Raw genomic sequence first — 25,432 nt, 5'->3', positions numbered from 1 at the left:
CCCGCGAAAACTTTACAGATGCCAGGCGACAACCAGGGTCGCTAAAGGCTCAGGAAAACAGGTCAGGATTTAATCAAACGTGGACAGACGCAAGCAATTGACGGAATGCCTGGTGAAGTAACTGACTGGGGAAATAATGGAGGCGCGGGTCGGAATCGAACCGGCGTACACGGAGTTGCAGTCCGCTGCATAACCACTCTGCCACCGCGCCGGGAAAGCCTTTGGAATTTCGGCCTTTTGCTCTCAGGAGGCATTGAGAGACTTGGATATTGGAGCGGGAAACGAGATTCGAACTCGCGACCCCAACCTTGGCAAGGTTGTGCTCTACCAACTGAGCTATTCCCGCTCTTTGTTCAGAGGCGTTGCCTCGTCAACGGGAGCGTATTCTACGGATTCCGGTTCGGGCGTCAACACTTTTTTAACAAGCGACTGTTTTTTCAAGGTTTGTGGACATTTTTTGGTCAACCGTGTGGGCGTGCGAAACCTTATATCGGAGGGCAGGTGTAAATGCCTATGCGAAATAGCTGGGCTTTATCCTGCAGTCGGGTTACAGTGAGTCCCGTTGGAAAGATTAGCAAAGCAGTTCATCAATAAGACGCATCAGTGCTGTAACACGTAGTACGTCCTGTTTTTGATACCGTCCGTTTTTTATTTCCCGCATTTCGCCGATCAGCGATCACAACGATCCCGACGGCACATTCAAGATTGAATTCAGGATTATTATCTATGTCTACTGTTACCGGCACCGTCAAGTTCTTCAACGAATCCAAAGGCTTCGGCTTCATCACTCGTGAAGGCGGCCCCGATGTATTCGTTCATTACAGCGCTATTCAGGGCGGCGGTTTCAAGACTCTGGCTGAAGGCCAGCAGGTCGAGTTCACCGTTACCCAGGGCCAGAAAGGTCCCCAGGCGGAAAACGTACTTGGCCTGTAAATAACAGCCAACGTACTGAAAAAGGCAGCATTTGCTGCCTTTTTTTTGTGCCTGCAAAAAAGTTACCGTCCCTGCCCCCCTTTCTCGTCCCACCGCTCGTCCAGGCGCCCTATCTCCGTACATCGCCTCATGGTTGCATTATTTCCTGCACCCGATATTTTGTCTCACGTGCATGAAATAAAAGAAAAAGTAACTATTGCACATAGTGCAACCAACAAGAAACAACAGGTACAACCATGAAAAGCGTGAATCCAACCTCAGACAGCATCAAGACCGTTCTCGAAAACACCCCACGTAACAGACCCATCGTGATGCTGAATTTGCTGAAATTTCGCCAGCAGGCGGATTACGGTGATGGCAGTTCTGGTCGAACCGGGCAACAGGCCTACGCGGAATACAGCAAAGGGGCCATCAAGTGCGTCAAATCCGCTGGCGGCGAGCTGGTCTGGGCCGGCGCCCCGACCGCGACCCTGATTGGCCCGGAAACCGAACACTGGGACCATGTGTTGCTGGTCCGGTACCCTTCCATCGAGGCGTTCTTCGCGATGGTAGAGAGTGACGAGTACCAGGCGATCGTTCACCACCGAACCGCGGCCATCGACGACTCCCGTCTGGTGCCAATGGTCGAAGGCTAGTTTCCTGGCAACGTGAATCCTCTGATCAATGATATACTCCCCCTAACTCAACGGGGTGCCCACGCGGAATCGGGGCTGAGACCATACCCGCCGAACCTGATCCGGCTCATACCGGCGAAGGGATTGAGCGTTTGCCATCAGCCCGAAACCGCAGCGTGGCCCCCTCCGGATCCAGAGGACTTCAACCATGCTGTTTCGCAGCGTTCTTCTATTGGCGGGCCTGGCCTCGTCAGCTGTGGCTGTCGCCGACAACCACACCACCCTGACTGTATACACCCAACCCTCTTTCGCGGCCGAATGGGGCCCTGGCCCTGCGATCAAGCAGGCTTTCGAGACGCAGTGCGACTGTACGCTTCACTATGTCGCGCTCGAAAGTGGCGGAGATATTCTGCAGAGGCTTCGCCTTGAGGGCGCATCCACCAACGCGGATGTCGTGCTCGGGCTGGACACCGGCACCATGGAAACGGCCCGACAGACAGGCCTGCTCGCCCCGCATGAAATCAGTCTGGACAACCTGGATTTGCCTATAGACTGGACGGATCCGCTGTTCGTGCCCTACGACTATGGCTACTTCGCGTTCGTTTACGATACTCAGAAATTGCCCAATCCTCCCACCAGCCTCGAGGCCCTCATCAACGCCCCCGATGACCTGAAGATCATCATCGAGGATCCGCGTACCAGCACACCGGGACTGGGCCTGCTGCTCTGGATGCGGGCGGTATACGGGGACAAGGCCGGCGAAAAGTGGCAGAAGCTGAGCCACAAGATTCTGGCCACCACAAAGAGCTGGAGCGACGGTTACTTCTCACTGTTCATGAACGGGGAAGCGCCGATGATTCTCTCCTATTCCACGTCCCCGGCCTATCACATGGCGGTGGACAAGACGGACCGTTACCAGGCAGCGCGTTTCGATGAAGGCCACTATCTGCAGGTCGAGGTGGCCGCGCTCGTGAAATCCTCCGAGCATAAGGATCTCGCAAGGGACTTTCTGAAATTCATTTTGACGCCCGGTTTCCAGCAGCACATTCCCCTGAAAAACGTGATGTATCCGGCGACCGACCTCGGCGATGACCTGCCGGCCGTTTTCGACAGGCTGATCGACCCCGGAAAAACCCTGTTCATTGATCCGGCGGTCGTTGCACAAAACCGGAAAGCCTGGCTGAACCAATGGCTCAACGCCATGATCCAGTAATGGCTGCATTCCCGGCCACCACCAACCGCGCGCCCCTGAGCCGGCCGTTCTGGCACACGTTACCCGGACTGCTCGTGGCTGGGGGGCTCATCGCCCTCACGCTGGCGGGCCTTGGGGCGCTGATCTGGCAGGCGCGCCAGCCGGATGTCTCTGAGTTGTGGAACAGTCCGTACCTTCGCAACGTGATTGCCTTTACGCTCCGGCAAGCGGTGATTTCAACGGCCATCAGCCTTGCCCTGGGGATTCTGGTGGCGCTGGCACTGCTGCGCCAGAGCGCCTTCCCTGGCCGGAAGGCATTGCTGAGAGTCATGGAACTGAGTCTGGTGTTGCCCACCATTGTGGCCGTGTCCGGACTTGTCGCGTGTTACGGCCGCGAAGGAACTGTGACCCAATGGATCGGGCATTGGCTTTCCTACGAGTGGAACCTCTATGGCATCAATGGCATTGTGCTCGCCCACGTCTTCTTCAACGCCCCGCTGGCGGGCCGGATCCTGCTGCAGAGTCTGGAGTCGGTCCCCGCCCCCCGGCGCCGGGTTGCCAGCCAGCTTGGCCTCAGGGGCTGGTGGCATTGGCGCGCCGTCGACTGGCCTGCCATTCGGCCCGTATTGCCAGGCGCTGGTGCGCTGGTATTCACCCTCTGCTTCACCAGCTTTGCCATCATCATGACGCTGGGTGGCGGGCCCGGCGCAACCACCCTTGAGGTGGCCATCTATCAGGCACTCCGATTCGAATTCGATTTCGGGCAGGCGGCCATGCTGGCGGTCGTTCAGCTGATCATCTGTGGCCTACTCTGGGCGTTCATGGCACGCGGTGACTTCTCTGCCAACCTCTCGCCCCAACGCTCATTTGCGGGTGCCATCCCGAGACCCGATTGCGGAGTGATTCATCGAATAACAGACCGCCTATTGCTGCTGGCCTTCAGCGTTTTTCTGCTGCTGCCGCTGATCGCCATCCTGGCCCGCGGGCTTCCATCACTGTCAGAGGTGGTCTTCGGCGATGGTAACGCCCTGCAACAGCTGCTGACGGCCTCTCTAAGGAGTTTCAGCATCGCCCTGCCCGCTGGCGCGCTTTCTGTCGCGGCGGCACTGGCGATTCTTGGCCTGGGCACGGTCCGCATTCCGGCCGTGAAAAAGCTGTCTAACCTGACACCGGCGATTCCCCTGATGGTCCCTCCGATCGTGCTGGGGACCGGGCTTTTTCTGTTGTTGCGCCCAGGCCTGGGCGATATCTCCCAGGGCCTGGCGCTGGTCGCCCTGATCAACGGCCTGATGGCCCTGCCCTTTACCCTTCAGCTGCTGAAGGAACCCTTCAACGGCCTTGATCGCGCCTCCCTGAATCTCGCGGACCAGCTCGGTGTGCTCGGCTGGTATCGCTGGCGGTGGCTCCACTGGCCAAGAATGCGAGCCCCCCTGTCTCTGGCAATGGCTTACGGAACCGGCCTTTCCTTGGGGGATTTTGGCGTCATCGCCCTGTTTGGCTCCCCGGCAGAACCGACCCTGCCCGTGTTGCTTTACCAGCAGATGGGTAGCTATCGAGTGGAGCTGGCCGCTGCGACAGCCCTCTGGCTTATCGCCAGCCTGGGCCTCGTATTCATTGGGTTCAATGCATTGGGCCGATCAAAAGCACCATCCGGTGCGCAACAGCTTTCCCTGGAACGCCTTGCGGAGATGCGTCATGCTTGAAGTCCGACAGCTCGAATTCCGCTATACCGGCGACCAGCCCGGATGGCGATTCGATTTCTCTCTGGCGCGGGGCGCCTGTATCGCCATTAACGGCGCCAGCGGATCTGGAAAATCCACGTTGCTCAACCTCCTCGGGGGCTTTCTGGCAGCGGATTCCGGTACCATTAGCTGGGACGGCCAGCGAATCGATTCACTGCCGCCCTGGCACCGCCCCTTCACCAGTGTTTTTCAGGAACACAACCTGTTTGAACATCTGGACGTGCAGACCAACATCGGACTGGGCATGCACCCAGGGCTCCGCCTGACGAAGGATCAGAAAGCCCGGATCTCCGATTCGCTCGCCTCGGTGGGGCTGGCCGGCTATGAGAGGCGCCTGCCCGGTGATCTGTCTGGAGGCCAACGGCAGCGGGTGGCCCTGGTACGCACCCTGTTGCGATCCCAGCCGGTGCTGCTGCTTGACGAACCGCTCACCGGCCTGGATGACCAGGCCCGGCAGGGACTGCATCAGCTTCTGCTGGAACAGAAAGCGTCGGGATCAGCCATTGTGCTGGCGAGCCACGATTCACAAGATCGGGAGGTACTGGCGGACAGTCAATTGAATCTCTAAGCTGTTATAAGCTTGATATTCAGGTTTTTTTCTTCGACACCGGATCTGATAATGCAACACGGCTCCGCCCGACAGGAAACGTCAGTACCGCCAAACACCACGCCGGGCAATGTCACATTTAACCGTGGCGCACTGGCCATCACTGGCGACTGGACCCTGCCTGCCTATCAGGCCATCGAGCAGCAGCTTTCCCGGCTGCCCCTTCACTCCCGCAAGCCCGATACGCTGGATCTTGCCAACCTGGGCCGAATCGACACAGCAGGCGCCTCCCTGCTGGCAGATTTCCTGGGACCAGACCGCCTTGAGGGCTTTGTGGAAAACGACCCTGTCCTGGAACGGGATACCGCAGCCTTGCTGCGGATCGTTGCCCGCTCACTGGGGCAATGGAAGGAGCCCGACATAGCCGAGGCTCCCATCCTGAGCCGGTGGCTATCCCATATCGGTGAACGGGTCGAGTCTCTGGGATTGCTTCTGTGGCAACTGCTCGGATTTATGGGACAGACCCTCGCAACCCTGTTCAGTGTGCTTCCTCATCCCGGGCGCTGGCGAGTGACCGCCTTCGTGGCAGCGGTTCAGGATACCGGCCTGAACGCCCTGCCGATTGTCGCATTGCTGACGTTTCTGGTGGGCGCGGTTGTCGCTTTTCTGGGCGCCACGGTACTTGAGGATTTTGGGGCCACGATCTACACCGTCAACCTGGTCGCCTTTTCCTTCCTTCGCGAGTTCGGCGTGCTGCTTGCAGCCATACTGCTGGCCGGGCGCACCGCCAGTTCGTTCACGGCTCACATTGGTGCCATGAAGGTAAATGAAGAGCTCGATGCCATCCGGACACTGGGTCTCAACCCTGTTGAGCTGCTGGTCCTGCCCAGGGTGCTGGCCATGATGGTCAGCCTCCCCATCCTGACGTTTGTCGGCATGATTGCGGGCATGGTGGGCGGTGCCCTGGTGTGTGTGCTCTCTCTGGATATCAGTCTTGGTCAGTTTCTGGCCATTGTGGAACGTGATATTGCGCTCCGGCATTTCCTGGTCGGCCTGTCGAAAGCGCCGGTACTCGCGTTCCTCATCGCCGTTATCGGTTGCCTGGAAGGGTTCAAGGTAGGCGGAAGCGCGCAATCCGTGGGCGAACACACCACGTCAAGTGTCGTGCAATCGATCTTCACAGTCATTCTGCTCGATGCCATCGCCGCCCTATTTTTCATGGAAATGGGGTGGTAATCCATGACATCGATCATCCAGGTTCGGGAGCTGTGCAATCGTTTCGGGGATAACGTCGTGCATCTGGGCCTGGACCTTGACCTGAGACGGCGTGAAATCCTGGGCGTTGTCGGCGGATCCGGAACCGGTAAATCGGTGCTGCTTCGAAGCATTATCGGTCTGCATCGGCCCACCTATGGCCAAATCCGGATTTTTGGCAAAAACCTGTTAACGCTCCCTCCCCCTGAACGCTCAAAACTGGAACAGCGGTTTGGCGTTTTGTTTCAGGGCGGTGCCCTGTTCACCTCCCTGAACCTTCAGGAGAACGTTGCTATCCCGCTGATGGAACACATCGGGCTCTCCCGTCCGGATGCCGAAAAACTCGCAAGGGTCAAACTGGCGCTCACCGGATTGCCCGCAAGCGCCGCACGGAAGTATCCCTCCGAGCTCTCCGGTGGCATGGTCAAACGGGCCAGCCTGGCCCGGGCCCTGGCGCTGGACCCGGAAATCCTGTTTCTCGACGAGCCAACCGCCGGTCTCGATCCGATCGGAGCTGCGGCTTTCGATCAGCTGCTCGTGACACTCAGAAACGCCCTCGGGCTCACGGTCTTTCTGGTCACCCATGATCTGGACACCTTGTATGCCACCTGCGATCGGGTGGCGGTCCTGTCACAGCAACGTGTCATTATAGCCGATACACTGGAACGGGTCGCGGCCGACCCCGACCCCTGGATCCAGGATTACTTCCAGGGCCCTCGCGGGCGCGCGGCCAGCCGGGCCGCTGACGATGATCGAGCAAACCCGCACGGAGATGGAAACTGATGGAACCCCGCGCACACCATGTGATCATTGGACTGTTTACCGTCATCGCCGTGGGCGCAGCGCTCCTGTTTGGCCTGTGGCTTGGCAAATCTTCCACGGATCGCGAGTGGACCTATTACGAAATCGGGTTTGATCACCCCATTTCCGGACTGTCTGAGGGCAATCCGGTGCTTTACAGCGGTGTGCCTGTCGGCGAGGTGCTGAACCTTCGTCTGGACCCTGAGGATCCGCGCCACGTCCGTGTCCGGGTGCGGGTCGACAAATCGATTCCGATTCGTCAGGACACCCACGTCGGCCTCGTCCTGGCCAACATTACCGGCAGCATGAACGTTCAATTCCGGGGAGGAACCCCATCCAGCCCTCTGATCCAGGGCAACCTGGACGATCCTCCCCTGATCATGGCGGATCCCTCGCCATTCAGCGATCTGCTCAGTAACGGGGCAGACCTGCTCGAGAAAGCAGATCGGTTCCTGACGCGGGCCAACGACCTGCTGAATGACGAAAATGCACAGAATCTGGAGGCCCTCCTGGCCAATGGCAGAGAGGCAACGGAATCGCTTCTGGAACAACGGGACAACCTGTCGGCGCTGCTGGCCCGGTTCAATGCAGCGGCGGTTCGAGCTGAACAGGCCGCCAACAAGGTATCCGCCACCTCCGACAGAACCAATACCATTCTGGTCAAGAAGGTCAGTCCTGTCCTGGACTCGATGAGCCAGTCACTGGAGACCCTGCAGCCGAGTCTTGAGCGGCTGGACCGATTGACCAAAAACAACGAGGGCGCGATGAATGCCGGTTTGCAGGGGCTCGGAGAACTGGAACCCACCATCAGAGAACTGCGGAGTGCTTTGCGCAACCTGAACCGGTTTGCCCGTCGTCTTGAGGCGGATCCCTCCGGCACGTTGCTCGGCAACCCCAACTTCAAGGAGGTTCAGCCATGAAGAGAGTTCTTGTCACCTTGTCGTTGGCCACGCTGTTGACAGCCTGCACGGTGTTCCCGGCGTCGGAGCCCCCCAGAGTGATGGATCTTGCCCGTGCCCCCGACATAGCGGAAATGCCCGGGAAAGTCCGACCCTCCATTCGGGTGGACACGCCTCTGGCGTCCGACCCCATCAACAGCACCCTTATTCTGAGCAAGCCGACTCCGCTCGAATTCCAGTCCTATCCGGGCGCCCGCTGGCGCGATACCGCTCCGGTTCTGGTCCGGGACCACCTGGTCGATAGCCTCCGCCGCAGCCAGGGCTTTCAGCACGTTGTGACAGATACCAGTCCCGCGAGCGTGGATCTGACGCTTATCTCGGAACTGTCCGACTTCCAGTCCGAAAAAACCGACACCGGGATGACGGCAGTGATTGGTCTGCATTCAGAGGTTCTGGACAACCAGTCGCGGAAGGTTCTGTGTGTTCATGACGAGCGTGTGAAGGTGCCCGCCAGTGGCACGGAACTGGAAGCCGTCGTGGCCGCCTTCGGTGAGGCCGCCCGGAGACTGTCGACGGAAACGCTCAACTGGCTGGGAGGGTGTCAGACCACCCCCTGACGATTGACTGCGTCAGAAGGGCCCGTTGTGCTCGGGAAACAGGTCTGCCCAGGATGCTTTCAGATAGAGGATCATGGACCAGAAAGTCAGACCCGCCGCGATGTACAGCAAGGCGACCGCGACATAAGCCCAGAAGTTGCCCGGAGGGAACGCCAGGAGGCCGACAATGGCCGCCATCTGGGCCGTGGTCTTGATCTTCCCGATGTAGGAAACGGCCACACTGGCCCGACTGCCGATTTCGGCCATCCACTCACGCAACGCGGATATGACGATTTCCCGCCCGATAATCACCGTTGCGGGAATGGTCAGCAGCGGAATGGAATATTCTTCGATCAGAACCGCCAGTGCGACGGCCACCATCAGTTTGTCGGCCACCGGATCCAGGAAGGCGCCAAACGGCGTGCTCTGGTTGAGTTTTCGTGCCAGGTAACCATCCAGCCAATCGGTCAACCCCGCCAGCGCAAAGATCGCCGCACTCAACATGTAACTCCACTCAACCGGCAGATAGAATACGATCACGAATACCGGAATCATGACGATTCGAGAGAGTGTGAGCAGATTTGGCAGATTCATGGGCATCCTATTGGTCGTGCAACGCCGCGTAGATGGATTCGGCCAGAGCCTTGCTGATGCCCTGAACCTTTGTCATCTCATCCACACTGGCCTTGCGGATTTCCTGAATACCGCCGAAATACCGAATCAGTTCCCGACGGCGTTTGGGGCCGACCCCTTCAATTCCTTCCAACGTTGATTGACGGCGCTTTTTATCCCGTCGGGCGCGATGACCGGTTATGGCAAACCGATGCGATTCGTCCCGGATATGCTGGATAAGATGCAGCGCGGGCGAATCGGCCGGAACCCGGAAAACATCACCCGTCATGGCGTCAATCAATTGTTCCATCCCGGCGCGTCGGGTGACCCCCTTGGCCACACCGATCAGCGGGATGTCCGAAATTCCAAGTTCATCAAACACTTCCCTAGCAATGTTCAATTGTCCTTTACCACCGTCAATAAATACCAGATCCGGCCGCTTACCCTCACCTGCCACCATCCGGCGATACCGACGGGTCAGAACCTGTTGCATTGCCGCATAATCATCTCCGGCTTTCACTCCTTCGATATTATAGAGCCGGTAATCGCTCTTCAGCGGCCCGTTCTCATCGAAAACCACACAGGAAGCGACGGTATTCTCCCCGTGACTGTGGCTGATATCGAAGCATTCCATGCGCGCGGGCGTCTCAGCCAATTCCAGGAGGTCCCGCAGTGCCAACAGACGGCGGTACACCGTCTCCTTGCTCGCCAGATGGGTTAACAGCGTTTGCTGCGCATTGGTCATGGCCAATTCGAGCCAGCGTCGCCGCTCGCCCCGAACGTTACCACGAATCCGGGTTTCACGGTTAGCCGCCTCACTCAAGGCACTGGCCAGCAATGCCTGCCCCTCCACCTCCACAGGCACCAGGATATCCCTAGGAATCTCCCGCCGGGTGTTGCCACCGAAATAATACTGCCCGAGAAAGGCGCTGAGCAGTTCGCCCTCGGTCTGCTCGATCGAGTACCTCGGAAAGTAATCCTTGGTTCCCAGGACCCGCCCGCCCCGGACAATAATCACCACAATACAGACAACCCCGGCATCCTGGGCAATGGCTATCACGTCCGCATCGCCACCGGCACTGTCCACCGATTGCTGCTCCTGAACATGGCGCAGGTGGTTTATCTGATCACGGTAGGCGGCCGCCTTTTCAAATTCCAGTTTGGCGGATGCCGATTCCATGGCGTTCATGAGGTCGTGGATGATGGCCGGATTCTTCCCCTCCAGAAACATCGTGGCACGCCTGACATCCTCCTGGTACTCCTCCGGCGTGACATAACCCACGCAAGGGGCCGTGCAGCGGTTGATCTGATATTGCAGACATGGCCGGGTTCGATTCCTGAAATAGCTTTCACTACAGGATCTTATCCGGAAAACCTTTTGCAGAATATTAAGACTTTCCTTGACGGCACCGGAACTCGGAAACGGCCCGAACCAGGTGCCACCACCCTTCTTGGTCCGGCCACGCCGGAACGTCAGGGACGGGTAATCACTGTGGGACGAGAGGTAGATGTAGGGATAGGATTTATCATCCCGCAACAGGATGTTGTAAGGCGGGCGTAGCGACTTGATCAGGTTCTGTTCGAGCAGGAGCGCTTCCGTCTCACTGCCGGTGATGGTGACCTCGATGGACTGAATCCGGGACACCAGCGCTTCTGTCTTCGGCGCCAGACCGGACTTTCGGAAATAGCTGCTGACGCGATTCTTGAGATTGCGCGCCTTTCCGACGTACAGAACCTCACCGGCAGCGTCGTACATCCGGTACACGCCCGGTCGTTCGGTCAACTGTTTCAGGAAGCTTTTGCTGTCGAACTCCCTGCTTTCTTCAGAGCCGGGATCAGACTTTGTCGGCATCCAGCAACCCAAGACGGACAGCCATCAGCGCGAGTTCCACATCGCTGGAGATTTCAAGCTTTTCAAAGATTCGATAGCGGTAGCTGTTGACCGTTTTCGGGCTCAGACACAGTTTGTCGGAAATATCCTGAACCTTCTGGCAGTCAACAACCATCATGGCAATCTGCATTTCGCGTTCGGAGAGGCGCTCGAACAGTGAGAGCTCTCCGTTTTCATCGTCACCGCTCACCTGCTTCAGCGCCATTTTCTGGGCGATTTCCGGGCTGATGTAGCGTTGGCCGGAATGGGCCATGCGGATGGCACGAACCATTTCCTGGATATCGGCGCCTTTGGTGATATAGGCACTTGCCCCACTCTGCATGACCCGGGTCGGGTACGGATCGTCGGCACAGGCGGTCACGACGATGACGCGAATCGAATCGTCGATGCGCAAAATACGCCGGGTTGCCTCCAGCCCGCCAATACCGGGCATACGGATATCCATGAGGACGATATCCGGTCGTTTCTTGCGCACGAAGTCGATGGCGTCCTCACCCGAGGAGGCCTGACCGATGACCTCAATATCCGGGTTATCTGCCAGCATCCGGGTAATACCGGAGCGGACCAGCTCGTGGTCGTCGACAACCAATACCCTGATCAAGACTCACCTCGCAGAACACTAAAAAATACAGGGAGGGAACGTTACCTCAGGCAGGCACACCCAGGCCAGCGGTATTTTCCACCGGGTCAAACCAGACAACCAGGTCGCCCCGTCGCACCGCCGACAGCACACGCTCACGTTCCGCCATGGGATTCTCGGTATCATTCAGGCCGTGGTAGCGCGTGCAGTACTCTTCCACCAGTCCCGCCAGCTGATCCTCCGTCAGCAGCTCTGTGTCCACCACAAACTTTTCCTGGCGCGGATCCGGTTCTGGTTGGTGGGTGCCGTCGCTCGTCATCGTTCCTCCCGTTTATGGAGGATATGTTAAGGATTAAAGGGCCGGGGTAGAAGCCCTTTTATTCCGATGGCGTGCGAAATCCTGCAATCAGGTCCCATATGGAGCGCGGCCCTGGGCGTATGGATTCATCGAACCGGATTCTCTATCATGCCATGCTTTATAAGGTTTGGATGCTAATGAACCAGTCAGTTTTCAGGCTTACACTTCCCATTCTTTTCGGGTATCTGCCACTCGGAACCGCCTTCGGCGTCCTGTTTGCCACGCAACTGGACTACCCCTGGTGGGCCGCACCTCTCATGGGCGTTCTGATCTACGCCGGTGCCGGGCAGATTCTGGCAGTCAGTCTTCTGGCCGTGGGGGCCGGGCTGGTGGAAGTGGCTGTCGCCATGTTTGTCCTCAATGCCCGGCATCTCTTCTACGGGCTCTCTTTGTTAGGTCGTTTCCGGGGTGCCGGTTGGCGAAAGGCCTACCTGATTTTCGGCCTGACCGACGAAACCTACTCACTTCTGACCAGCCGATCCCGCGGCCCGGACCGGCACCACGAACAGCGGGTGGATTTCCGGATAACCGCGTTCAATCAGAGTTACTGGGTGGTGGGTTGCGCCATCGGTGCTCTGCTTGGTGAAAACGTGATGTTCGACAGCCGTGGTATTGAGTTCGCGCTGGTGGCCCTGTTTATCGTGCTTACGCTTGAGCAATACCATGCTCTCAAGGATCTCTTTCCGATCTGGACGGGCGCCGCAGCGGCAGGCGTGGCCATGCTGGTACTTCCTCCGGCACACCAGTTGATCGGGGCCATTGCCCTGGTGACCGTGGTGCTACTGGCTCACTATCACCGCCTCAGAACCTCAGCCAATCCGGTATCGCCGGAGCAACGTTCATGACCTACCTGCTGTCCTTCATTCTGGTGTCTGCGCTCGCCACCTTTGCCACTCGGGTGATTCCGTTCCTGTTCTTGGAACGACACACCGACCACCCGCTGATCAAACATCTGGGGCGCTATCTCCCCGCCGCCGTCATGGCCTTGCTGGCCACGGTTTTTCTGGTTCGCTCCGCAGACTGGCAAGCCAGCTTGCCCGGTCTTGATGCCCTGGTGACGGGCGTTCTCGTTGTCGGAATGCATCTCTGGCGCCGCAACGCACTGCTTTCCATTGTTACCGGAACGGCCGCTTACATGATCATCGTACAAACCGGAGTGACGGCGTAATGAGCCTGCTTGAGGTATTTTTACAGACTCTGGAAACCACCCTGCCCGTCTTCACCATGGTTTTTATCGGCCTGGGGCTGAGACGACTCGGATGGATCGACGCCGCCTTCGTGAATACCGCGTCGGCCCTGGTGTTCAAGGCCACGCTCCCGACCCTGGTCTTTCTCAGCATTATCCGGGCCGATCTGGAAACCGCACTCAATCCGAATCTTCTGTTGTTCTACCTGTTCGCAACCCTGGGTTCTTTCGGGATCGCCTGGATCTGGGCTCTTGCCCGGGTGGAACCGGCGGACCGGGGCGTGTACGTTCAGGGCGCGTTCCGAGGCAATTGCGGCATCGTGGGGCTTGCACTGGCGGCAAATCTTTACGGTGACTACGGCCTCTCGGCCGGCGGGATTCTTCTGGGACTCGTGATTCTTTCCTATAACACTCTGTCGGTGACGGTTCTGCTCGCCTACCAGGATGGCAAAAAAGCGTCGTGGAGAAGAATCCTTCGGGATATTGTCCGCAATCCCCTTATTCTGGCGGTGGTTGCAGCCATCCCTGTCGCCGCGTGGGATCTCCGGCTTCCGGGCTGGATCATGACCAGTGGTGACTACTTTGCCAGTCTGACATTGCCACTGGCCCTGTTGTGTATCGGCGCAACCGTCTCGCTCAGCGCTCTCCGGCAGGATCGGAGAACCGCGGTCGGTTCCAGTGTGTTAAAAATGATCACCCTGCCGGCACTGAGCACCGCTGCTGCATGGCTGGTCGGTTTTCGCGGTCAGGAGCTGGGCCTGATGTTTCTGTTCTTTGCCAGCCCGACGGCTGCGGCTAGCTTTGTGATGGTCAAGGCGCTCGGCGGCAACGACCGGTTGGCGGCCAACATCGTCGCACTGACAACACTCGCGGCCAGCGTGACCGTCACCCTCGGCGTGTTTGTCCTGCGAAGTACGGGCGTGATCTAGCGGACAACCCGGAGAATCGCGTCAAATCCTCGCTGACAGCCCCCAAGATAGCCACTTCCGAACAGATTGTAGTGATTGAGGTAATGATAGAGGTTGTAGATATCGCGTTTGCGCCCGTACTCCGGCGAGCGGGGATAAGTCCGATCATAGCCCTCGTAAAACGCCGCTCCGAAACCGCCGAACATTTCCGTCATTGCCAGGTCGGCTTCCCGGTCGCCGCAATAGACCGCCGGGTCTATCAGCCACGGGACCTGCTCATCAAACAAGGCGTTCCCGCTCCATAAATCCCCATGAAGCAGGCTGGCGTGCTCGCAGGCGCTATCCAGCCATCCGGCCAGTTTCTGGCCATAGCGATTCAGGATATCCGCGAACTCACCCTGGACGTCGTGATCCCGGATACGGCCGACCTGATAGGCCAACCGATCCCGGACGAAAAAGTCCCCCCAGGAATGGCTCCAGCGATTAGGCTGTGGCGAAAGGCCGATGTAATTGTCCTGGCCCCAACCATAGCTCTGCTGCTCCAGACGATGCATCAGGGCCAGCCCCTCGCCCAACATCGAAAACGTGCCCGGCGTTGCCGGCGCTGGCCGGATCCCGGTCATTTCCAACGTGGTCTCGTCCACATGAAAGACGTCTGGCACGCGCACTGTCGTGACACCAGCCCGCTCAAGAGCCTCCCGAAGACACTTGAGACCCTCAGCTTCACGGATCAGCGCATCGGCAAATCCAGTGGCGTTGCGTTTGATGAACATCTCGGCCCCCTGCCTTGAACTCTCTCCCGTCAGAGCGTTAGATTGAGACTAACATGACAAACAGCCGCAGGACCGCCATGGATACGACACGCTGGAAAATGGTGATCTCCGGAAAGGTGCAAGGGGTCTATTACCGGGCATCAACGGAGAAGGAGGCGAACCGCCTGGGCGTTTCGGGTTACGCCCGCAACCTGCCCGACGGGCTGGTGGAAGTGATTGCCGAAGGCACACCCGACGCGCTCCGGCAACTGCACCAATGGTGTCAGGACGGGCCACCGGAGGCCAGCGTCCGGGGAATTCAGGTGGAAGAGCAACCCGCCAGCGGGGAATTCCGTGCATTTGGTGTGAAGTACTGACAATAAAAAACCCCAGCAATGCTGGGGTTTCGTATTGGCGGAGAGGGAGGGATTCGAACCCTCGATACGCTATTAACGTATACACACTTTCCAGGCGTGCGCCTTCAGCCACTCGGCCACCTCTCCAATAAGCTGTTTCAAATCAGCGATGTCGTCGCTCATTTGAGGGCGCAAACTCTAATGCTTTTTCAGGCTCTTGGCAACACCCTCTGGCGAAATACCCGCAAAAAATTGCGCCCGGGCCAAAACGTGATTATCGATTAAACAGATTGAGTACAATGGGATCGACCCCACCTCGATGGATTTGCACACAGCGGGAGAAACCCAATGCTTATGAAAGCCGAGCAATCCGTTCTGATCCTGATCGACGTTCAGGAAAAACTGATGCCAGCGATCAGCGACGGAGGACACGTCGTCGATCGCTGCACGACCCTTGCGACCATCGCAGGGCTTCTCGGCGTGCCCTCACTGGGAACCGTACAGCTGCCAGAAAAACTGGGCGAAACGGTACCCAGCGTCGCAGAACTGCTCGAGCAGGAAATCTCAAAGACCCATTTTGACGCCTGTCCGGACGGACTCATTGACCAGCTTCCGGAAGGTCGCCAGCATATTGTAATTGGGGGATGCGAAGCTCACGTCTGCATGATGCAGACCGCACTCAGTCTGTTGGATGCCGGGTACAAAGTCTGGGTCGTGGCGGATGCGACCGGATCACGAAGCGATTTTGACCGGGACGTGGCCCTTGATCGGCTCAGCGAGAGTGGCGCCAAGCTGGTCACCGTCGAGATGGTGGCTTTCGAATGGATGCGCGACTGTAATCACCCGCGGTTCCGAGACGTCCAGGCGCTGATTAAATAAATCCGATTCCTGACAGTCATCCGTGACCGGATTACCGACGTAAATTTGCGCCTTCCCGTAGCCCGAGGTGTTTTATGCTCAATATGGATTTCTCTCAACGCGTTGTCATCAGAACGAGCGATATGGAATGGGCCTCCAGTCCGGCCGCGGGCGTGGAAAGGAAGCCCCTGGCCCGGGAAGAAGCAGAACGGGGGCATGCGACCAGCATTGTTCGTTATGAGCCGGGCGCTTCGTTCAAGCGGCACGAACATCCGCTTGGAGAAGAGATTCTGGTGCTGGAAGGTGTCTTTTCGGACGAAACCGGTGACTACCCCGCAGGGACATACATTCGCAACCCACCGGGCAGCGGCCACGCGCCTTTCAGCGAGCCCGGTTGCACGTTGCTGGTGAAATTACACCAGTTTGATCCGCGGGATTCAGCCACTGTCAGAATCAACACCCGTGAGGCGGAATGGCTTCCGGGCATTGGTGGGCTCCAGGTTATGCCCCTCCACGAGTTCGAACACGAGCATGTGGCATTGGTGAAGTGGCCTGCAAATGAGGTTTTCCAGCCTCATCGCCATTTCGGAGGGGAAGAAATCTTTGTGCTGTCAGGGGAGTTCTGTGATGAGCAGGGCCGATATCCGGAGGGCACCTGGATTCGTAGTCCTCATCTCAGCCAGCATCACCCCTTCGTCGATCAGGAAACGGTTATCTGGGTCAAGACCGGCCACCTTCCACTGACTTCAGGCCCAACCTGAAAAGGGGCCCCTGGGGCCCCTCGCTTCATGACATGGCGGAGCTCGTCCAGGCCGACTGGTTTGCCTGGCGATTACTCTCCTGATTGGCCGCCGGATTAAAGCGCAGGTTTTCCGCTTCCGGCACCGCAAACACATGAAACGCTTCCGGACCGAACGGGTCCAGTGCGGTATCCAGATACTCGTAATGGTCCGGCACGGGTTCCCCGGACATGGCCACACGGAACTGGCTCACGACCGTCGGCGTCTCCACATTCAGCGGCTGCTCAACCCAGAGGTAAACCGCCTTGTGGGGAACAATGTACTCGCAACGTACCACTCGGTAGCCGTCCTTGAGATGCAGGACGGTAGGCTCTTTACCGGATTCGAGGCGAAATTTATGGATCGTCTTCATGGCTACTCTCCTTCGAGTGCTTCCTGACCTGCCTTCGATTCTGGCGCCAAACCCGGATCGATAAAATAAGCTTTTGTAATCCAGAAAGATCGAATTATTCGATGTTCGAACCAAACATCCCGAAATCTGCGGGTGTGGTACAGATGGCCCGAACACCTTCGTGGGCGAGCTTCCGGCCCCGGGTGATGGCAAACATCTCGTCCTTCACCTCCTCAATCTTCCCGATCTCTTCCACTTCGTACTGCCGGCACACTTCATCCCGAATCACCGAAGGCGCCGCGAATACGCCAAAGCCCTGGCGACCGAACACCTTGATCAGCGCGCTGTCTTCTACTCGGGCGACCAGTTTCATACGTACCCCCTGCAGCGACAGCCAGTTCATCAGGCGGGTAAAGTAAGGGGCATCCGTCGCATTGGCCAGCAGGGCCTGCCCCTTGAGGGAGCCGGGGAAGCCCCCGCGCACGGCCTGAGCAATTGACGGAGCGGCAAACAGGCTGATACTGGATTCTGCCAGTGGGTGCACGGTAAACGGCCCGTAGGTGTCCATGTCCGGAACCCGGTCCGCCAGAACGACGTCCAGCTCTTTGCGCTTCAGATTGAGGATCAGATCCTCGGTACGTCCCGTTCTGCACTCCAGCTGCATGGGACGGGAGAGAGTCATCGCGGGCTGCAAAAGGTAATAGGCGAACAGTTTGTGGATCGACGCCGAGACACCGGCGTAGAGCGTAAGGGGTCGGTCCGATTCGGACAGCCTGAGCGTATCGGTGAGTTCCCCGGTCAGCTCGAAGATGTCGTCTGCGTATCCCCGGATCAACCGTCCGAGATCCGTAAGTATCAATCTGCGCCGTTCCCGAAGAAACAGACGGCCACCGACAGAGGATTCAAAGGTGGCGAGCTGTCCGCTCAGGGTCTGAGGGGCCAGCTCCAATACCTCGCTGGCTCGCGCTATCGATCCTTCACGGCTGATCACCCAGAAATAGTACAGATGACGAAGATTGAGCTGGTCCATGATTGACGCTCCCTGTCGAGTCTCAGGACGGGCGGGGGATCTTCAGCACCTCCCCAAAGGTGACATACTCACTACCGCCCAGACGTCCCACCGGATCGATGGCCGAGCCGTCAAACCGCAACCGGCCTTTTTCATCCTGCGTCGTCACCTCATCGGCGACGTAGACGCCGTTAATCTTTCCAAAGACCAGTGACTGGGGGCCAGGCCCAATCTCCTTGATGTCATAAAGCTCACAGGCGAAGGCTACGCGACAGTCCCTGAGCCTGGGCAAAGGGGAGCCTTCGAAATCTGCGAGTTGCAGATCGAGATTCGTGAGCTCGGACTCGCCATGGGGCAAGGTTCGTGCAGTTTCTGTCATGGCACCGGCGAGCTCCCGGTGGGCAATATGGACCACGAAGTGGCCGCGCGCCTCGATATTCACCCGGGTATCCTTGAACGATCCGTCCGTCGGCTTTCTGCCCACCGAGAACATCAACAGGGGTGGATTGCTGGTGATCGGCGTGAAAAACGAGAATGGCGCGAGGTTGTAGTCCCCGTCTGGGTTTTCGCTGAGGACCCACGCCACGGGGCGCGGAATCACCGTCTGCGTCAGGATATGGTAGATATCTTTCGGGTCCATCCCGTCGAATTCAATCTGCATCTGCGCCTCCCGGTTCCAATGTTTTTAAGGCCCGATCCCTGGCAAGCCACCTCAGGACCAGGGCCAGCTGAATCACAAGGAACGGAACCGCAACCATGACCAGACCGGACCACCCGAGCCAGGCAAACACCGCCCCGGCCGACAGTGAGGCCGTTGCCTGTGAGCCAAACACAAGCATGTCGTTCAGGCCCTGCACCCGGAATCTTTCGTTGTCGCGATACCCCTGGGGCAATAAAGCCGTTCCACCCACAAAGAGAAAGTTCCAGCCAACGCCAAGTAGCACAAGAGCCCAGAGATAGTGATGAAAACTGATACCACTGGCCGCCAGAATGACGCAGACCAGATAGGCCAGTAATCCGAGAATCATCATTCGCGGAAGGCCGATAACCCGAGTTACCCACCCGCTGAAGAGCGACGGAAGATACATGGCAACAATATGCAACTGTATGACACGTTTTGCGTCATCGAGGCTGTGGCCCGCCATCTCCGTCATGCTCAGCGGCGTCGCCGTCATCACAAAGCTCATCACCGCATAACCGATGGCCGCAGCGCCAACTGCTGCCAGAACCAGGGGCGATGCCAGTATCTCTCTCAGAGGCCGTCCGCCAGTGGCGTGTTGTTCGCGAACCCGTTCGCGCCCCGAGTGATAGCCGAGAAACAGCGTCATCAGTGCGCAGGCCTGAACGACCAGCAATCCCAGCCAGCTGGAAAGGAACGGATAGGTCTCATCCGGACCGGCACCTAGCGTGGCGATTTCCGGCCCTAACCAGGCTGCGCCCAATCCACCCAGAAGCACTCGAGCGGCGGCTGACGCGGCCAGACCGGGTTCAACCGATTCCATGGCGGCAAACCGATACTGGTGCACCACGGCCAGTCCGGCACCGCCGACCATCCCGGCCAGGCACAACACCGGGAACAGGCCCGTCCAGGACGCCAGAACCCCCAAACCGCCGGCAATCATCCCCATCAGGGCGCCAAGCAGCATGACCGGTTTCCGGCCCAGTCTTTCCATCAGCCAGGTCGCCGGCTTTACCGACAGAACCGTTCCGACGACAACAAGCCCTACCGGCAAGGTCGCGAGCTCTGGTACAGACGCCAGCGCCCTGCCCTGAATGCTCCCCATCACGATGATGAATGGCGCGGTACACATGGCCAGCGCCTGGGCCGCCACCAGAACCCATACGTTAAGGGGCATAGATTATTTTTTCCTGTAGATGATACCCGGGTGACACTGAACCATTTCATAAAGATCGGGCAGACCGTTCAGTGACTCCGATGCCCCGAGAATCAGATACCCGCCCGGGTTAAGGGCGGCGTGCATACGGGTGAGGATGTCCCGTTTGAGTTCGGCGGAAAAGTAGATCAGCACATTGCGGCACATCACAATGTCGAATTTGCCCAGCATGTACCGCTCCAGGAGATTGAGCTCCTTGAACTCAACCATGGTCTTGAGTTGCGGCTTGATCTGCCAGCCACCATTCGCAGACGGCGTAAAGAACTGCCGCTGGCGTTCGGGAGAGAGACCCCGGCCAATCGCCAGCATTTCGTACTCTCCACGGCGAGCAACCTCCAATACGCTTTTGGAGATATCGGTAGCGGTGATCCTCACATCCCTGAGCTTGCCCGGTTTTAACCGGCGAAACTCCTCGACGATCATGGCGATGGAGTATGGCTCCTGCCCCGTCGAACAGGCCGCCGACCAGATTCTCAGTGGCTGCGCAGACGACCGTTCCGCCATTTCCGGCAGCAACTTCTCCTGCAGAATCCGGAAGGGATGATTGTCCCGGAACCAAAGCGTTTCGTTCGTTGTCATTGCATCAATGACAGTTTCCTTGAGACCACTTCGCCCGAATCGTTTGAGCCGCTCCAACAGCTCTCCCAGGGAGTTCAGATTGTTTTCCTCAAGGATCCGGCGAAGACGGCTTTTCACGAGGTACTGTTTGTTGTCACCCAGCAAAATGCCGCACGCGTCCTGCAGGAATGCCTTGAATGCCTCGTATTCCTGTGGCGTTATTTCCGCTTTCATTGGCTCTCTATGGTCAGTGAATCTGTGGGCGTCAGGGCGCTATTATGCCTGATCGATGATCTCCATGACCCGCTCTGCCAACTCATCCGGGCTGAACTTCGCCATAAAATCATCTGCACCGACTTTCTTTACCATTGCCTGGTTGAAAACGCCGCTCAGAGAGGTATGCAGCATGATAAACATGTCTCCCAAAGCAGGGTCTTCCTTGATTCTGGTGACCAACGTGTAGCCGTCCATTTCCGGCATTTCCACATCCGAAATAATCATTGCCAGGTGATCGATGGCTTTGGACCCGTCGGCGGTAAGACTTTTCAGGTAATCCAGTGCCTGCTTGCCATCATTTTTAAGTACAACCTCCATGCCGATGGCCGTCAGGCACCGCTCAATCTGTCGGCGCGCCACAACCGAGTCATCCACCACCAGAATCGGCAAATGTCCCGGGACCCGATCGGCGCTCTTTTGAAGCACAGCCTCGGTGACGTCCTCTCCAAGCGGGGAAAATTCGGAAAGGATCTTCTCGACATCGATGATCTCGATCAGCTTGTCATCGACTTTGGTCACTGCAGTCAGGTATACGTCACGGCCTGTCCCCTTCGGGGGCGGCAGGATTTCCTCCCAGTTCATATTCATGATTCGGTCCACACCCGTCACCAGGAAACCCTGGGTCTTCCGGTTGTATTCCGTAATGATCACGAAACTGGTGGGGAGGCTTTCGGCCGGAATTCCCGGCAAACCTATCGCCATGCTCAGGTCAATAATAGGGATGGTCTCACCGCGAATGTTGGACACCCCACGAACGACACTCCGACTCTGTGGAATAGACGATAACTTCGGGCACTGGAGCACTTCTTTGACCTTGAAAACGTTGATGCCGTAGGTCTGGCGCCCCCTCAAACGGAACAGCAGAAGCTCCAGTCGGTTCTGCCCCACCAGTTGGGTGCGCTGGTTGACACTGTCCAATACCCCTGCCATCTGTCGATCTCCTGGCTGGCCGGTAAAATACCGGCATATATCTTGCGTCTGATTCATTTACCGAGGCGAAACGACGGATTCATGACGTCTTGCCTGTCTCAAGATTATTTAACGGCCGAAAACCGCGATTTTTTAGAGGAAATCCGCATTTTCGCGCCATCGGTTACAGCATAGGACAAACTGCCGCCCATGCGCACCACCATTTTGGCTTTGATACTCCTTATGTCTGCCCCCGTCTGGGCCGAACAAACCCCGACCACGGCGACACAGATCCGGGCAGCCACCTCGGACTTCCTTGAGCACTTCGCGGAAGAACAGGCGGCTAAAGGTTATAAGGTCACCTTTGAGCCTTCGGACATCGATAACCGGCTGGCCCTGGCCCCCTGCAGTACAGAGCCCGAGGTATCGTTTACCGGGGATCCGTGGCAGAGCCCCCGTCCTTCCCTTCAGGTAACCTGCAACGGTTCGAGGCCCTGGCGGATGTACACGACACCTTCCGTCAGCATTGAAGGGCCGGCTGTCGTCGCATCCCGGGCCATTGCACGCGGTGAAAGAGTGCAAAAAAGCATGGTGCAGGTCGACACAATCACGCTGAATGACAGCCACCGGGGCTTTGCCAGAAAAATCGGTGACGTTGCCGGCATGGTCGTGCGCCGCCCCATCAATGCCGGCTCACCGGTTACTCCGGACCTTCTCGAAGCACCAAACGCTGTTTCCCGGGGCGATCATGTTATCATTGTCGCCAAAAGTGGATCCTTTTCAGTCACTTCCCGGGGCAAAGCGCTTGCCGACGCTGCCATCGGAGAACAGGTTCTCGTGGAAAACCTCCGCTCATCCAGAACCATAAAGGCCAATGTCGTGGCCCCGGGTCGGGTTGAAGTACCCATGTAGCCAGCAGCCCCGGCGATCAGCGGCAATTTGCTGCCGCATCGGCAAAACCCGGCCGGCCTGAACGGGGCCGACAACCGGAATGTAAACAGATGTTAATAAAAAATCCGTTCAAGGATTAAAGATTCCGGCTCCCATGCCGTTAACCAAACCAGAAACTCGAGTCCGCGCCCGGCAGGGCGCACAAAAGTAGCAGGTACCGATATGTCAGTTGACTTTAACGGAATTGGACGCGGCCAGGTCAACATCCAGAATCCGGCGGCCGACAAGGCTTCCAACGCGGAAAACAAGCCCCAGGCGACGCCAGCACAGGCACGCCCGCAGGCCGAGCAGGCCCGTGGTGAAAACGTCAGCCTGAGCAACCAGGCCAAAAACCTCAAGCAGCTGGAAGAAAAGCTGGGCGATTATCCCGAAGTGGACGACGATCGCGTTGCACAGATTCGCTCGGCGCTTGAAAACGGCACTTACAAAATCGACGCGGAAAAGCTGGCCCAGAAAATGCTTGAGATGGATCAAAGCATTTTCGGGTGAGTAAGTTATGGCCGCAATCGATGATCTGAAAAATCTGCTTGTCGAGGATGTTCGTCAGCTGGACCAGCTGTCTGAGCTTCTCGAACAGGAGAAGGCCCTTCTGGGTGAATCGGATATACGTTCGCTCCAGGCCGTTACGGAACAGAAGAACGCAGCACTGATGGATATTCGCGAGCGCGCGAAACAGAAAATCCATTTGCTGGTTGCCATGGGTTACAGCCCAGACCAGGGAGAACCCTCACGCTTCATTCTGGGCGCAGGGCTGAAAGACACCTACGCGCTCTGGCAACAGGCCAGTGAAAGGCTCAAAACCTGCCGCCAACTTAATGAAGGCAATGGCAAGGTCGTCCAGCATCTGCAAAAACGTCTGGCGCGCCTGACCGACGTGTTCCGGGGAACCTCTGGCCAGCAGAAGCTCTACGGTTCAAAGGGAGAGCAAACCGGCATGAACAACCGCAGCATTCTCGCCAGCGCCTGACCAGCAGGTTTGCGATCAATCCTGAAAAACGCCCGGCCAAGGCCGGGCGTTTTTTCATTGGATTATCTCAACGGGTATAGACGGTCATGCTCGACCGGGGGTCGAAGCGGATATCCTGCATGCTGATGTTCCCCATCGAAGGCCCGGAAGTTCCGCTGACCCGGATATTATCCATCCGGATTTCCTCGATACGCTCTGGAAGCGCCATGACCAACGCACCATCGTCACGAACGGTGTATCGCGGTTCATTGTCGCGATAGTGAACGCCGGAAATGGTCAGGTCCGAATCCAGGAAATTAAGCACCGGAACAAACACATTGGCCGCCAGCTTGATGCCCTCGACGGCGTCCACGGGAACCCCATCCTGATCGCCTTTTTCTCCGGCCGGATTGGATGCCATTGCCGATAAAAGATTGGCACGGTCAACAAGCGTCGGGTCCGCCTGCCCTGCCACACCGGCCAATTCGGTATCTGACAGAGACCGAAGCGACAGTGAGGCCCGGGAAAGCAATTCGCCGGATGTCGGACTGATGGGCGATGCCTCTGCGGTGCCCGTCGCCGCGAGCGATACTACCGGCTGAAACGGCAATGCAACCATGGTGAACAAGGCTGCCGCATTACGGTACCGGCTCTGATGCTTGAGCACACGGTGCAGTTCTTTCTCGGTCAGCCATCCCGCCTGGATCAGGATCTCCCCCAGACGCTGGCCAGTTTCACGCTGCAGTCTCAGGCCTTCATCAACCTGATGCTCCGAGAGATACCCCCGGTTGACCAGCAGCCGACCAAGCCGCGATTTCTCTTCAAATCCCTGACGGATTCTCACCACACTCCTCCTTAAACTCAGTGACTACCGTACATCGCGGCCCGGAGTGGTAAGTTATGACGATTTGACCGACTCAGGTTAGAAGATTGTTAATCTCTATTCTTCAGGGAATTGCCCGTATTTCTGTATCAATCTGCTAACATCGGTCACCGGATATTGCGCGTCTGCCTTGTTCGGCAGAAATCTTTCAACATGCTAACAGCGAGTAACACCACGAAATGAAAACTACGGTAAAAACTCCGGGCATTGTGACTTCTGTTTTCCTGGTAGCGCTGACTGCGTTTACCGTTTCCCCACTGACCCATGCCCAATCCACGACCCAGAACGATGCACTGCCCAAGGTCAGAATGGTCACCAGTGAGGGTGCATTCGTGCTGCAACTTCGCCCCGACGTGGCACCGGTAACCGTCAAGAATTTTCTGCAATATGTGCGGGACGGATTTTACGACGGCACCGTTTTTCACCGCGTCATTCCCGGTTTCATGATTCAGGGTGGCGGCTTTACCCCAACACTGTCGCGGAAAACACCTCGCGACCCCATAGCCAACGAGGCCACTCAGAGCCTTCCCAATCTTCGTGGCACCATCGCCATGGCCAGAACCAACGATCCCGACTCGGCCACTTCCCAGTTCTTCATCAATGTCGCGAATAACGATTTTCTGAATGCGGGTGTTCGCGGTCCGGGATATGCCGTTTTTGGGAAGGTCATCGAGGGCATGGGCGTAGTGGACAGCATCGCCAAGGTCGAGACCGGATATTCCCGGGGAATGGCCGATGTTCCCAAAGATCCCGTGATCATCCAGGAAGCGTCGGTTCTGGATGACCAAGAGTGAG

At 57.7% G+C, this 25,432-nt stretch carries 31 protein-coding genes, 3 tRNA genes and 1 riboswitch; of the genes, 19 read left to right on the top strand and 15 right to left on the bottom strand.

The window, feature by feature from the left end:
* Positions 1–137: 137 nt before the first annotated feature.
* Positions 138–211, bottom strand: a tRNA-Cys gene (locus MSNKSG1_RS05400).
* Between the two features lie 59 nt (positions 212–270).
* Positions 271–346, bottom strand: a tRNA-Gly gene (locus MSNKSG1_RS05395).
* Between the two features lie 380 nt (positions 347–726).
* On the opposite strand from MSNKSG1_RS05395, the gene MSNKSG1_RS05390 reads away from it, so the two are divergent.
* From MSNKSG1_RS05390 to MSNKSG1_RS05350, 9 genes are all read left to right on the top strand, one after another.
* Complete coding sequence (locus MSNKSG1_RS05390; RefSeq protein WP_008938232.1) at positions 727–933, top strand: cold-shock protein; 207 nt, start codon at positions 727–729, stop codon at positions 931–933.
* Positions 934–1,169: 236 nt separating this feature from the next.
* Positions 1,170–1,568, top strand: a complete 399-nt coding sequence (locus MSNKSG1_RS05385; protein WP_008938231.1) for a DUF1330 domain-containing protein — start codon at positions 1,170–1,172, stop codon at positions 1,566–1,568.
* 41 nt (positions 1,569–1,609) lie between these two features.
* Positions 1,610–1,708: riboswitch (TPP riboswitch) on the top strand.
* Between the two features lie 47 nt (positions 1,709–1,755).
* Positions 1,756–2,760 carry a thiamine ABC transporter substrate binding subunit gene (gene thiB / locus MSNKSG1_RS05380; RefSeq protein WP_008938230.1) on the top strand — a complete coding sequence of 335 codons (1,005 nt, stop codon included), beginning with the start codon at positions 1,756–1,758 and terminating at the stop codon, positions 2,758–2,760.
* Positions 2,760–4,442, top strand: a complete 1,683-nt coding sequence (gene thiP, locus MSNKSG1_RS05375; RefSeq protein WP_008938229.1) for a thiamine/thiamine pyrophosphate ABC transporter permease — start codon at positions 2,760–2,762, stop codon at positions 4,440–4,442. Before thiB ends, thiP begins: the two co-directional genes overlap by 1 nt.
* Positions 4,435–5,049, top strand: a complete 615-nt coding sequence (locus MSNKSG1_RS05370; RefSeq protein ID WP_008938228.1) for an ATP-binding cassette domain-containing protein — start codon at positions 4,435–4,437, stop codon at positions 5,047–5,049. Before thiP ends, MSNKSG1_RS05370 begins: the two co-directional genes overlap by 8 nt.
* Positions 5,050–5,100: 51 nt before the next feature.
* Positions 5,101–6,264, top strand: a complete 1,164-nt coding sequence (locus MSNKSG1_RS19110; protein ID WP_008938227.1) for an ABC transporter permease — start codon at positions 5,101–5,103, stop codon at positions 6,262–6,264.
* Between the two features lie 3 nt (positions 6,265–6,267).
* Entirely contained in the window at positions 6,268–7,065 is a 798-nt protein-coding gene (locus MSNKSG1_RS19105; protein WP_008938226.1) for an ABC transporter ATP-binding protein, read from the top strand.
* Positions 7,065–8,003 (top strand): MlaD family protein, encoded by a 939-nt coding sequence (locus MSNKSG1_RS05355; protein WP_008938225.1) that lies wholly within the window; start codon positions 7,065–7,067, stop codon positions 8,001–8,003. The genes MSNKSG1_RS19105 and MSNKSG1_RS05355 overlap by 1 nt, the downstream gene beginning before the upstream one ends.
* Positions 8,000–8,599, top strand: a complete 600-nt coding sequence (locus MSNKSG1_RS05350; RefSeq protein ID WP_008938224.1) for an ABC-type transport auxiliary lipoprotein family protein — start codon at positions 8,000–8,002, stop codon at positions 8,597–8,599. Before MSNKSG1_RS05355 ends, MSNKSG1_RS05350 begins: the two co-directional genes overlap by 4 nt.
* Before the next feature lie 12 nt (positions 8,600–8,611).
* On the opposite strand, the gene pgsA is transcribed toward MSNKSG1_RS05350, so the two are convergent.
* The 4 genes from pgsA to MSNKSG1_RS05330 are packed head-to-tail and all read right to left on the bottom strand — an operon-like array spanning position 8,612 to position 11,980.
* Positions 8,612–9,172, bottom strand: coding sequence for a CDP-diacylglycerol--glycerol-3-phosphate 3-phosphatidyltransferase (gene pgsA, locus MSNKSG1_RS05345; protein ID WP_040886656.1), 561 nt, complete (start codon positions 9,170–9,172; stop codon positions 8,612–8,614).
* Between the two features lie 7 nt (positions 9,173–9,179).
* Positions 9,180–11,042 carry an excinuclease ABC subunit UvrC gene (gene uvrC / locus MSNKSG1_RS05340; RefSeq protein ID WP_008938222.1) on the bottom strand — a complete coding sequence of 621 codons (1,863 nt, stop codon included), beginning with the start codon at positions 11,040–11,042 and terminating at the stop codon, positions 9,180–9,182.
* Complete coding sequence (uvrY, locus tag MSNKSG1_RS05335; RefSeq protein WP_008938221.1) at positions 11,026–11,682, bottom strand: UvrY/SirA/GacA family response regulator transcription factor; 657 nt, start codon at positions 11,680–11,682, stop codon at positions 11,026–11,028. Before uvrY ends, uvrC begins: the two co-directional genes overlap by 17 nt.
* A gap of 46 nt (positions 11,683–11,728) precedes the next feature.
* On the bottom strand, positions 11,729–11,980 hold the full coding sequence (locus tag MSNKSG1_RS05330) for a hypothetical protein (RefSeq protein WP_008938220.1): 252 nt from the start codon (positions 11,978–11,980) through the stop codon (positions 11,729–11,731).
* 176 nt (positions 11,981–12,156) lie between these two features.
* Between MSNKSG1_RS05330 and MSNKSG1_RS05325 the strand changes: the two genes are divergently transcribed.
* The 3 genes from MSNKSG1_RS05325 to MSNKSG1_RS05315 are packed head-to-tail and all read left to right on the top strand — an operon-like array spanning position 12,157 to position 14,134.
* Positions 12,157–12,864 (top strand): AzlC family ABC transporter permease, encoded by a 708-nt coding sequence (locus tag MSNKSG1_RS05325; protein ID WP_040886679.1) that lies wholly within the window; start codon positions 12,157–12,159, stop codon positions 12,862–12,864.
* The gene (locus MSNKSG1_RS05320) at positions 12,861–13,187 is read left to right on the top strand and encodes a branched-chain amino acid transporter permease (RefSeq protein WP_008938218.1); all 327 of its coding nucleotides are present in this window, start codon (positions 12,861–12,863) and stop codon (positions 13,185–13,187) included. Before MSNKSG1_RS05325 ends, MSNKSG1_RS05320 begins: the two co-directional genes overlap by 4 nt.
* Positions 13,187–14,134, top strand: coding sequence for an AEC family transporter (locus MSNKSG1_RS05315; protein ID WP_008938217.1), 948 nt, complete (start codon positions 13,187–13,189; stop codon positions 14,132–14,134). The genes MSNKSG1_RS05320 and MSNKSG1_RS05315 overlap by 1 nt, the downstream gene beginning before the upstream one ends.
* Here the strand turns inward: MSNKSG1_RS05315 and MSNKSG1_RS05310 are convergent.
* A complete protein-coding gene (locus tag MSNKSG1_RS05310) occupies positions 14,131–14,919 on the bottom strand; it encodes a fructosamine kinase family protein (RefSeq protein ID WP_264622959.1) in 789 nt (262 codons plus the stop codon). The two genes, MSNKSG1_RS05315 and MSNKSG1_RS05310, sit on opposite strands and share 4 nt — an antisense overlap.
* 44 nt (positions 14,920–14,963) lie before the next feature.
* On the opposite strand from MSNKSG1_RS05310, the gene MSNKSG1_RS05305 reads away from it, so the two are divergent.
* Positions 14,964–15,242: an acylphosphatase gene (locus MSNKSG1_RS05305; protein WP_008938215.1), complete on the top strand. Its 279-nt coding sequence runs from the start codon at positions 14,964–14,966 to the stop codon at positions 15,240–15,242.
* A gap of 35 nt (positions 15,243–15,277) precedes the next feature.
* Here the strand turns inward: MSNKSG1_RS05305 and MSNKSG1_RS05300 are convergent.
* Positions 15,278–15,368 (bottom strand) — tRNA-Ser (locus tag MSNKSG1_RS05300).
* Positions 15,369–15,569: 201 nt separating this feature from the next.
* On the opposite strand from MSNKSG1_RS05300, the gene MSNKSG1_RS05295 reads away from it, so the two are divergent.
* Both MSNKSG1_RS05295 and MSNKSG1_RS05290 read left to right on the top strand, forming a co-directional pair.
* On the top strand, positions 15,570–16,100 hold the full coding sequence (locus tag MSNKSG1_RS05295) for an isochorismatase family protein (RefSeq protein WP_008938214.1): 531 nt from the start codon (positions 15,570–15,572) through the stop codon (positions 16,098–16,100).
* A 74-nt stretch (positions 16,101–16,174) separates the two neighbouring features.
* Entirely contained in the window at positions 16,175–16,840 is a 666-nt protein-coding gene (locus tag MSNKSG1_RS05290) for a cupin domain-containing protein (RefSeq protein WP_008938213.1), read from the top strand.
* Between the two features lie 25 nt (positions 16,841–16,865).
* On the opposite strand, the gene MSNKSG1_RS05285 is transcribed toward MSNKSG1_RS05290, so the two are convergent.
* From MSNKSG1_RS05285 to MSNKSG1_RS05260, 6 genes are all read right to left on the bottom strand, one after another.
* On the bottom strand, positions 16,866–17,231 hold the full coding sequence (locus MSNKSG1_RS05285) for a DUF7352 domain-containing protein (protein WP_008938212.1): 366 nt from the start codon (positions 17,229–17,231) through the stop codon (positions 16,866–16,868).
* Between the two features lie 94 nt (positions 17,232–17,325).
* Positions 17,326–18,240: a LysR family transcriptional regulator gene (locus MSNKSG1_RS05280; RefSeq protein ID WP_008938211.1), complete on the bottom strand. Its 915-nt coding sequence runs from the start codon at positions 18,238–18,240 to the stop codon at positions 17,326–17,328.
* A 22-nt stretch (positions 18,241–18,262) separates the two neighbouring features.
* Positions 18,263–18,880, bottom strand: coding sequence for a flavin reductase family protein (locus tag MSNKSG1_RS05275; protein WP_008938210.1), 618 nt, complete (start codon positions 18,878–18,880; stop codon positions 18,263–18,265).
* A complete protein-coding gene (locus MSNKSG1_RS05270) occupies positions 18,870–20,075 on the bottom strand; it encodes an MFS transporter (protein ID WP_008938209.1) in 1,206 nt (401 codons plus the stop codon). Before MSNKSG1_RS05270 ends, MSNKSG1_RS05275 begins: the two co-directional genes overlap by 11 nt.
* A gap of 3 nt (positions 20,076–20,078) precedes the next feature.
* On the bottom strand, positions 20,079–20,906 hold the full coding sequence (locus MSNKSG1_RS05265) for a CheR family methyltransferase (RefSeq protein WP_008938208.1): 828 nt from the start codon (positions 20,904–20,906) through the stop codon (positions 20,079–20,081).
* Positions 20,907–20,948: 42 nt separating this feature from the next.
* Positions 20,949–21,878 carry a chemotaxis protein CheV gene (locus MSNKSG1_RS05260; protein WP_008938207.1) on the bottom strand — a complete coding sequence of 310 codons (930 nt, stop codon included), beginning with the start codon at positions 21,876–21,878 and terminating at the stop codon, positions 20,949–20,951.
* A gap of 222 nt (positions 21,879–22,100) precedes the next feature.
* On the opposite strand from MSNKSG1_RS05260, the gene flgA reads away from it, so the two are divergent.
* The 3 genes from flgA (at position 22,101) to MSNKSG1_RS05245 (ending at position 23,775) form a co-directional block, all read left to right on the top strand.
* Positions 22,101–22,769, top strand: coding sequence for a flagellar basal body P-ring formation chaperone FlgA (gene flgA, locus MSNKSG1_RS05255; RefSeq protein ID WP_264622955.1), 669 nt, complete (start codon positions 22,101–22,103; stop codon positions 22,767–22,769).
* Between the two features lie 201 nt (positions 22,770–22,970).
* Complete coding sequence (gene flgM, locus MSNKSG1_RS05250) at positions 22,971–23,297, top strand: flagellar biosynthesis anti-sigma factor FlgM (RefSeq protein ID WP_008938205.1); 327 nt, start codon at positions 22,971–22,973, stop codon at positions 23,295–23,297.
* 7 nt (positions 23,298–23,304) lie between these two features.
* Positions 23,305–23,775 (top strand): flagella synthesis protein FlgN, encoded by a 471-nt coding sequence (locus MSNKSG1_RS05245; protein ID WP_008938204.1) that lies wholly within the window; start codon positions 23,305–23,307, stop codon positions 23,773–23,775.
* Positions 23,776–23,842: 67 nt separating this feature from the next.
* On the opposite strand, the gene MSNKSG1_RS05240 is transcribed toward MSNKSG1_RS05245, so the two are convergent.
* On the bottom strand, positions 23,843–24,598 hold the full coding sequence (locus MSNKSG1_RS05240; RefSeq protein ID WP_008938203.1) for a hypothetical protein: 756 nt from the start codon (positions 24,596–24,598) through the stop codon (positions 23,843–23,845).
* 218 nt (positions 24,599–24,816) lie between these two features.
* On the opposite strand from MSNKSG1_RS05240, the gene MSNKSG1_RS05235 reads away from it, so the two are divergent.
* Complete coding sequence (locus MSNKSG1_RS05235) at positions 24,817–25,431, top strand: peptidylprolyl isomerase (protein ID WP_008938202.1); 615 nt, start codon at positions 24,817–24,819, stop codon at positions 25,429–25,431.
* The last annotated feature ends 1 nt before the right edge of the window (position 25,432 follow it).

Origin of the sequence: Marinobacter santoriniensis NKSG1 (assembly GCF_000347775.1) — a bacterium.
GTDB lineage: Bacteria > Pseudomonadota > Gammaproteobacteria > Pseudomonadales > Oleiphilaceae > Marinobacter > Marinobacter santoriniensis.
This window is presented reverse-complemented; position numbering and strand designations above follow the sequence as displayed.

Coding starts and splice junctions, on each gene's coding strand:
- MSNKSG1_RS05390 (WP_008938232.1), top strand. CDS start 727: ATGTCTACTGTTACCGGCACCGTCAAGTTCTTCAACGAATCCAAAGGC.
- MSNKSG1_RS05385 (WP_008938231.1), top strand. CDS start 1,170: ATGAAAAGCGTGAATCCAACCTCAGACAGCATCAAGACCGTTCTCGAA.
- thiB (WP_008938230.1), top strand. CDS start 1,756: ATGCTGTTTCGCAGCGTTCTTCTATTGGCGGGCCTGGCCTCGTCAGCT.
- thiP (WP_008938229.1), top strand. CDS start 2,760: ATGGCTGCATTCCCGGCCACCACCAACCGCGCGCCCCTGAGCCGGCCG.
- MSNKSG1_RS05370 (WP_008938228.1), top strand. CDS start 4,435: ATGCTTGAAGTCCGACAGCTCGAATTCCGCTATACCGGCGACCAGCCC.
- MSNKSG1_RS19110 (WP_008938227.1), top strand. CDS start 5,101: ATGCAACACGGCTCCGCCCGACAGGAAACGTCAGTACCGCCAAACACC.
- MSNKSG1_RS19105 (WP_008938226.1), top strand. CDS start 6,268: ATGACATCGATCATCCAGGTTCGGGAGCTGTGCAATCGTTTCGGGGAT.
- MSNKSG1_RS05355 (WP_008938225.1), top strand. CDS start 7,065: ATGGAACCCCGCGCACACCATGTGATCATTGGACTGTTTACCGTCATC.
- MSNKSG1_RS05350 (WP_008938224.1), top strand. CDS start 8,000: ATGAAGAGAGTTCTTGTCACCTTGTCGTTGGCCACGCTGTTGACAGCC.
- pgsA (WP_040886656.1), bottom strand. CDS start 9,172: ATGAATCTGCCAAATCTGCTCACACTCTCTCGAATCGTCATGATTCCG.
- uvrC (WP_008938222.1), bottom strand. CDS start 11,042: ATGCCGACAAAGTCTGATCCCGGCTCTGAAGAAAGCAGGGAGTTCGAC.
- MSNKSG1_RS05330 (WP_008938220.1), bottom strand. CDS start 11,980: ATGACGAGCGACGGCACCCACCAACCAGAACCGGATCCGCGCCAGGAA.
- MSNKSG1_RS05325 (WP_040886679.1), top strand. CDS start 12,157: ATGAACCAGTCAGTTTTCAGGCTTACACTTCCCATTCTTTTCGGGTAT.
- MSNKSG1_RS05320 (WP_008938218.1), top strand. CDS start 12,861: ATGACCTACCTGCTGTCCTTCATTCTGGTGTCTGCGCTCGCCACCTTT.
- MSNKSG1_RS05315 (WP_008938217.1), top strand. CDS start 13,187: ATGAGCCTGCTTGAGGTATTTTTACAGACTCTGGAAACCACCCTGCCC.
- MSNKSG1_RS05305 (WP_008938215.1), top strand. CDS start 14,964: ATGGATACGACACGCTGGAAAATGGTGATCTCCGGAAAGGTGCAAGGG.
- MSNKSG1_RS05295 (WP_008938214.1), top strand. CDS start 15,570: ATGCTTATGAAAGCCGAGCAATCCGTTCTGATCCTGATCGACGTTCAG.
- MSNKSG1_RS05290 (WP_008938213.1), top strand. CDS start 16,175: ATGCTCAATATGGATTTCTCTCAACGCGTTGTCATCAGAACGAGCGAT.
- MSNKSG1_RS05285 (WP_008938212.1), bottom strand. CDS start 17,231: ATGAAGACGATCCATAAATTTCGCCTCGAATCCGGTAAAGAGCCTACC.
- MSNKSG1_RS05280 (WP_008938211.1), bottom strand. CDS start 18,240: ATGGACCAGCTCAATCTTCGTCATCTGTACTATTTCTGGGTGATCAGC.
- MSNKSG1_RS05275 (WP_008938210.1), bottom strand. CDS start 18,880: ATGCAGATTGAATTCGACGGGATGGACCCGAAAGATATCTACCATATC.
- MSNKSG1_RS05270 (WP_008938209.1), bottom strand. CDS start 20,075: ATGCCCCTTAACGTATGGGTTCTGGTGGCGGCCCAGGCGCTGGCCATG.
- MSNKSG1_RS05265 (WP_008938208.1), bottom strand. CDS start 20,906: ATGAAAGCGGAAATAACGCCACAGGAATACGAGGCATTCAAGGCATTC.
- MSNKSG1_RS05260 (WP_008938207.1), bottom strand. CDS start 21,878: ATGGCAGGGGTATTGGACAGTGTCAACCAGCGCACCCAACTGGTGGGG.
- flgA (WP_264622955.1), top strand. CDS start 22,101: ATGTCTGCCCCCGTCTGGGCCGAACAAACCCCGACCACGGCGACACAG.
- flgM (WP_008938205.1), top strand. CDS start 22,971: ATGTCAGTTGACTTTAACGGAATTGGACGCGGCCAGGTCAACATCCAG.
- MSNKSG1_RS05245 (WP_008938204.1), top strand. CDS start 23,305: ATGGCCGCAATCGATGATCTGAAAAATCTGCTTGTCGAGGATGTTCGT.
- MSNKSG1_RS05235 (WP_008938202.1), top strand. CDS start 24,817: ATGAAAACTACGGTAAAAACTCCGGGCATTGTGACTTCTGTTTTCCTG.